The 4,708-nt window shown below is 43.3% G+C and carries 5 protein-coding genes; 4 read left to right on the top strand and 1 reads right to left on the bottom strand.

The genetic code is table 11. The features are described from left to right. The 4 genes from ACESM0_RS01785 to cdaA form a co-directional block, all read left to right on the top strand. On the top strand, positions 1–1,265 hold a 1,265-nt coding region (locus ACESM0_RS01785), incomplete at its 5' end, for a nucleotide pyrophosphatase/phosphodiesterase family protein (RefSeq protein ID WP_372903049.1). A 131-nt stretch (positions 1,266–1,396) separates the two neighbouring features. Next, entirely contained in the window at positions 1,397–1,735 is a 339-nt protein-coding gene (locus ACESM0_RS01780) for a DUF3470 domain-containing protein (RefSeq protein ID WP_372903048.1), read from the top strand. Positions 1,736–1,794: 59 nt separating this feature from the next. Further along, positions 1,795–2,658, top strand: coding sequence for a dihydropteroate synthase (gene folP, locus ACESM0_RS01775; RefSeq protein WP_372903046.1), 864 nt, complete (start codon positions 1,795–1,797; stop codon positions 2,656–2,658). 25 nt (positions 2,659–2,683) lie between these two features. After that, positions 2,684–3,496, top strand: coding sequence for a diadenylate cyclase CdaA (gene cdaA, locus ACESM0_RS01770; protein ID WP_372903044.1), 813 nt, complete (start codon positions 2,684–2,686; stop codon positions 3,494–3,496). A gap of 97 nt (positions 3,497–3,593) precedes the next feature. On the opposite strand, the gene meaB is transcribed toward cdaA, so the two are convergent. Beyond that, positions 3,594–4,670 carry a methylmalonyl Co-A mutase-associated GTPase MeaB gene (gene meaB / locus ACESM0_RS01765; RefSeq protein WP_372903042.1) on the bottom strand — a complete coding sequence of 359 codons (1,077 nt, stop codon included), beginning with the start codon at positions 4,668–4,670 and terminating at the stop codon, positions 3,594–3,596. Positions 4,671–4,708 lie beyond the last annotated feature (38 nt).

Raw genomic sequence — 4,708 nt, 5'->3', positions numbered from 1 at the left:
AATTCAAGTTTATCATGCTATATATGCTACAAAGGAACGCTCTTTATCTGTTAACAGCACTTGTATTCGCTTTCAGTCTTAATAGTTGTGGGAATCCCGAAACAGATCCGGCAGAAAGTGAGTCGAATCCAGTACTGATGATTTCTGTCGACGGTTTGATGAATGAGTACATCGAACGCAATGAAACGCCAAATTTCGACAGATTCATATCTGAAGGGGTTCAGGCGGAGTATATGATTCCGGTATTTCCAACCAAGACATTTCCAAATCACTGGTCGCTGGCCACGGGACTTTATGTAGAAAACCACGGAATTATTTCAAACAGCTTTTACGACTATGAACTTGAGGCCCGCTTCAGTTACGGAGCTCCCGATGAGCAACATGATTCACGCTGGTGGGGAGGCGAGCCGATCTGGGTAACCGCTGAAAAGCAAGGAAAGACGTCGGTTAACTTTTTCTGGCCAGGATCAGAAGCCACCTTCGATGGTTTGCAATCCACCAAATGGGTGGACTACGACGGCTCAATACCGGACAGTACCCGGATCGACAGCATAGCCGCCTGGTTTAATCCTGAAGGTGAAGTTCAGGCAGATTTTGGTACACTCTATTTCAGTTTTGTAGATAGCCAGGGACACAGGTATGGACCCGATTCACCGGAAGTGGACGAAGCTGTGAAGGAGATGGATACGCTGTTGGGCTACTTTATGGAAAAATTGGATGAAGCCGGCCTGGCTGAGGAGCTGAATATCATACTGGTATCGGATCATGGTATGGCAAAACAGTCGGAGGATAAAGTGATATTCATCGATGAGATCATCAATCTGGATGATGTTGATATGATTGATTGGTCGCCGGTAGCGATGATTCGTCCAAACGAGGTTGAGACGGATCAGATTTATAATTCACTTAAGGAAAACGAGGAGAATTACAGAGTGTACCTGAAGAATGAAATGCCGGAGCGGTTTCACTTCAGTGACCACTATCGAATTCCCGAAATTATTATGATAGCGGACGTAGGCTATTCGATTACAAACCGGGACAATTTTGAAGATCGGGGCGTGGTACCCGGAATGCACGGGTTTGATAATATGGAACCGGAAATGTTTACTTTTTTTGCAGTAAACGGTCCTGCTTTTAAAGAAAATGAGGTTGCAGGACCTGTTGAATCCGTAAACATCTACGAACTGATATCACATTTGCTGCAAATTGAACCGGCGGAGAACGATGGAAGCCTGGATAAAGTTAGAATGTTTTTGAAAGAGTAGGTGAATAAGTGCTTTATGAGAAGGTTTTGATGAGTAATTCTCCTTTTTTGAATTGCATCTAAGCCGAATATGAAATACCATACGCAACTGATCACTGTGTAAAAAATACCAAACAATACTTGAACAGATAAATGGCATACGTAGTAACAGAACCCTGTGTAAATTGTAAATACACGAATTGTGCGGCGGTTTGCCCCGTAGATGCTTTTCGTGAAGGACCTAACTTTTTAACCATTGATCCACTTGAATGCATCGACTGTGATGCTTGTGTATCTGAATGCCCCGTTGAGGCTATCTATCCCGATGATGAAGTACCTGAAGAGTGGGAGCACTATATTGAGCTGAACGAACGACTGGCTGAAAAATGGGAAGATCGTATTATTAATGAAACATTTGATGCACTTCCGGAAGCAGATGAGTGGGCTGAAAAAGAGAATAAGCTCGAGTTTATAAAGGAAGATTGGGATTAGTTCTATCCAAGAAGCCTGCAACTGCCCTTTAAAATTTTCTTTTAAGATTATCTGTCCCATTGAGTAAAACTGCAGAATCCCATCCCAATTTAAGAATCAGGAATAAAGAGCTTGATTTAAGTACTCCTAAAGTGATGGGAATTCTAAATGTGACTCCCGACTCCTTTTCGGATGGCGGTGAGTACAATCATAAGCAAACCGCGCTCCATCGGATAGAAGAGATGATTCTGCAGGGGGCTGAGATTGTCGACATTGGAGGGGAATCAACCCGGCCGGGCTCTGACCCTGTTTCAGTTGATGAAGAATCTTCGAGAGTGTTACCTGTGCTAAAGGTTGCCATTGAGAGATTCCAGAATATATTTTTTTCGGTCGACACAACAAAATATGATGTTGCCCGGCCGGCACTTGAGGCAGGGGCACATATTATCAACGATGTGAGCGGATTGCAGAAAGAGCCTCGCTTTTCAGAATTGTGTGCAGAGTTTAATGCAGGTTATGTGTTGATGCATTCGCAGGGAGATCCCAAGACGATGCAGGATAAACCGGAGTACAGGGATGTAATTTCGGATATTACGGGTTTTCTCGGTCGCCAGATTGAAATTTTGGAAAAAAAAGGTGTGGTAAGTGTATTTGTTGATCCGGGTATCGGTTTTGGGAAAACACTTCAACATAATCTGAAAATTATCTCCGGACTTCATAAATTCACTAAATTTGGCTACCCTGTGTTGATGGGTGCTTCCCGTAAATCGATGATTGGAAAAATTTTAGAAGACAGGCCGGCAGATGGAAGACTGGCGGGTACATTAGCCGTGCACTATCATAGTTTATTAAATGGTGCTAAGATTTTACGAGTGCATGATGTACAGGAAGCAAGTGACTCAATTCAAGTATTCAATGCTATAGTATCAGCTGAAGACAGATAGCAGATAAACCTCAAAATATAAAACCGTGATACCGATAGGATTTTTAGAGTTTGGTCTTAAAGACCTGCTGGAGACACTGGTGATTGCACTGGTGCTATACTATCTCTATAGGTGGATTCGGGGTACATTTGCAATTCAGGCTGCATTAGGCCTGCTATTTGTAATTATTTTGAATGGTGTGGTTAGCCTGTTGGGTTTTACAACGCTAAACTTCATGCTGAAAAGTATTCTGGATGTGGGTGTGCTGGCTGTTTTTATCATCTTCCAACCCGAGATTCGCAAGCTGCTCTACAGCCTTGGGCAAAATACAGCATTCGACCGGTTTATCGGACGGTCTGGTGCCGACACGGTTATCGAGGAGGTTTTAGATGCGGTGAAAAATATGGCTCAGACAAAGACAGGTGCGTTGATTGTTTTTGCCCGAAGCTCGTCTCTGCAAGATTTGGTAGATGTGGGGGTGAAGCTGGACGCACGGGTAAATGCACAGCTTTTACAAACTATTTTCCAAAAAGAAACACCCCTTCACGATGGTGCGGTGGTGATTCGCAATAACCGAATTGTAGCTGCAAGCTGTTATCTTCCAATTTCCCAAAACCCAAATATCTCATCTGTATTTGGTACCCGACACAGGGCAGCCGTAGGAGTTAGTGAAACGAACAACGTGTTTGTGGTTGTGGTTTCGGAAGAGACCGGACGTATTTCGATCGCAAAAAATGGCGCACTGACAAGTGGTTTGTCTATTCAAAAATTACGTACAGAAATGGAGAAATCTCTTGGTGAAGACAAAAGTGATAGTATGGGTTTTAGTTCAGACAAGGCCGATCTCGAAATGAATTGATTGTTTAGATTAACGTGAGTTTGGGATAAGAATTTGGAAAAAATATCTCCCCACCTTGGGAATGAGGGTACTTCTCATGTTGCCAAGTCCAATGACTTTATCCTGAATTCATGTTAAATAGCTCTAAAAGTTCTTTAGCTGCTTTAAAAGAGCTGAGTTTTCCGGACTGAACATCTTTTTCAAATTCAGCCAGCTTTTCTTTAACTGTGGGATCCGAATAAAATTTCTGCTTCAACTCCTGGTTAATGGTTTCATACATCCAGTATGCAGCCTGTTCCTTACGGCGTTTCTCGAAAAATCCATTTTTGTAAGTTAATTCCAGGTAGTTCTGAACCTCTTCCCAAATCTCTTCAATCCCTTTCGCCTGAAGGGCAGAACAAGTCAAAACTTTGGGTTTCCAGCCCGACGGGGATGGAGGGAATAAAGACAAAGCATTTTCATATTCCCGTTTCGCTTTTTTTGAAGCATTGATATTATCTCCTTCAGCTTTGTTGATTGCAATCAGGTCAGCCATCTCCATAATTCCTCTCTTAATTCCCTGCAACTCATCCCCGGCTCCTGCCAGCATCAGAAGAAGGAAAAAATCTACCATGGAATGGACTGTGGTTTCGGACTGCCCTACACCAACGGTTTCAATAAAAATAGTGTCGTAACCGGCCGCTTCGCACAGCAGCATGGTTTCCCGTGTTTTTTGAGCGACTCCGCCCAGTGTGCCTGAAGTGGGAGATGGGCGTATGAAAGCTCGATCGTCTGTTGAAAGTTTCTGCATCCGCGTTTTATCGCCTAAAATACTTCCTTTTGAACGGCTACTGCTTGGGTCGATGGTCAAAACGGCAAGCTTGCGTCCGTCTTTGATAAGATGCTTTCCCAGGGCTTCAATGAACGTACTCTTTCCCACGCCCGGAACGCCGGTCACTCCAATCCGAACTGAATTGCCGGTCTCGGGTAAACACTCTTCAAGAATTTGTTGACCAAACTCTCTGTACTCTTGTTTTGAGCTTTCAATTAAGGTGATGGCCTGAGACAAGAGGGTTCGGTCGCCACTCTTGATTCCTTCCACAAACTGCTCTAATGACTTTTTAGAAAGTTTCTTAGCCCGATAATTTGGGTTTACTGAGTCGTTCACATCAGAACCTTTATTAATTGAGAGTGATTTGTTTTTGGATTTTGTCATATGATTTCTCCCCTTGAGGGGATTCTTTAACCACAAAG

It is taken from the genome of Rhodohalobacter sp., from assembly GCF_041686455.1.
GTDB lineage: Bacteria > Bacteroidota > Rhodothermia > Balneolales > Balneolaceae > Rhodohalobacter.
The sequence above is the reverse complement of the archived record's forward strand: the minus strand, read 5'-3'. Positions and strand labels throughout refer to the sequence as shown.

Coding starts and splice junctions, on each gene's coding strand:
- ACESM0_RS01780 (WP_372903048.1), top strand. CDS start 1,397: ATGGCATACGTAGTAACAGAACCCTGTGTAAATTGTAAATACACGAAT.
- meaB (WP_372903042.1), bottom strand. CDS start 4,670: ATGACAAAATCCAAAAACAAATCACTCTCAATTAATAAAGGTTCTGAT.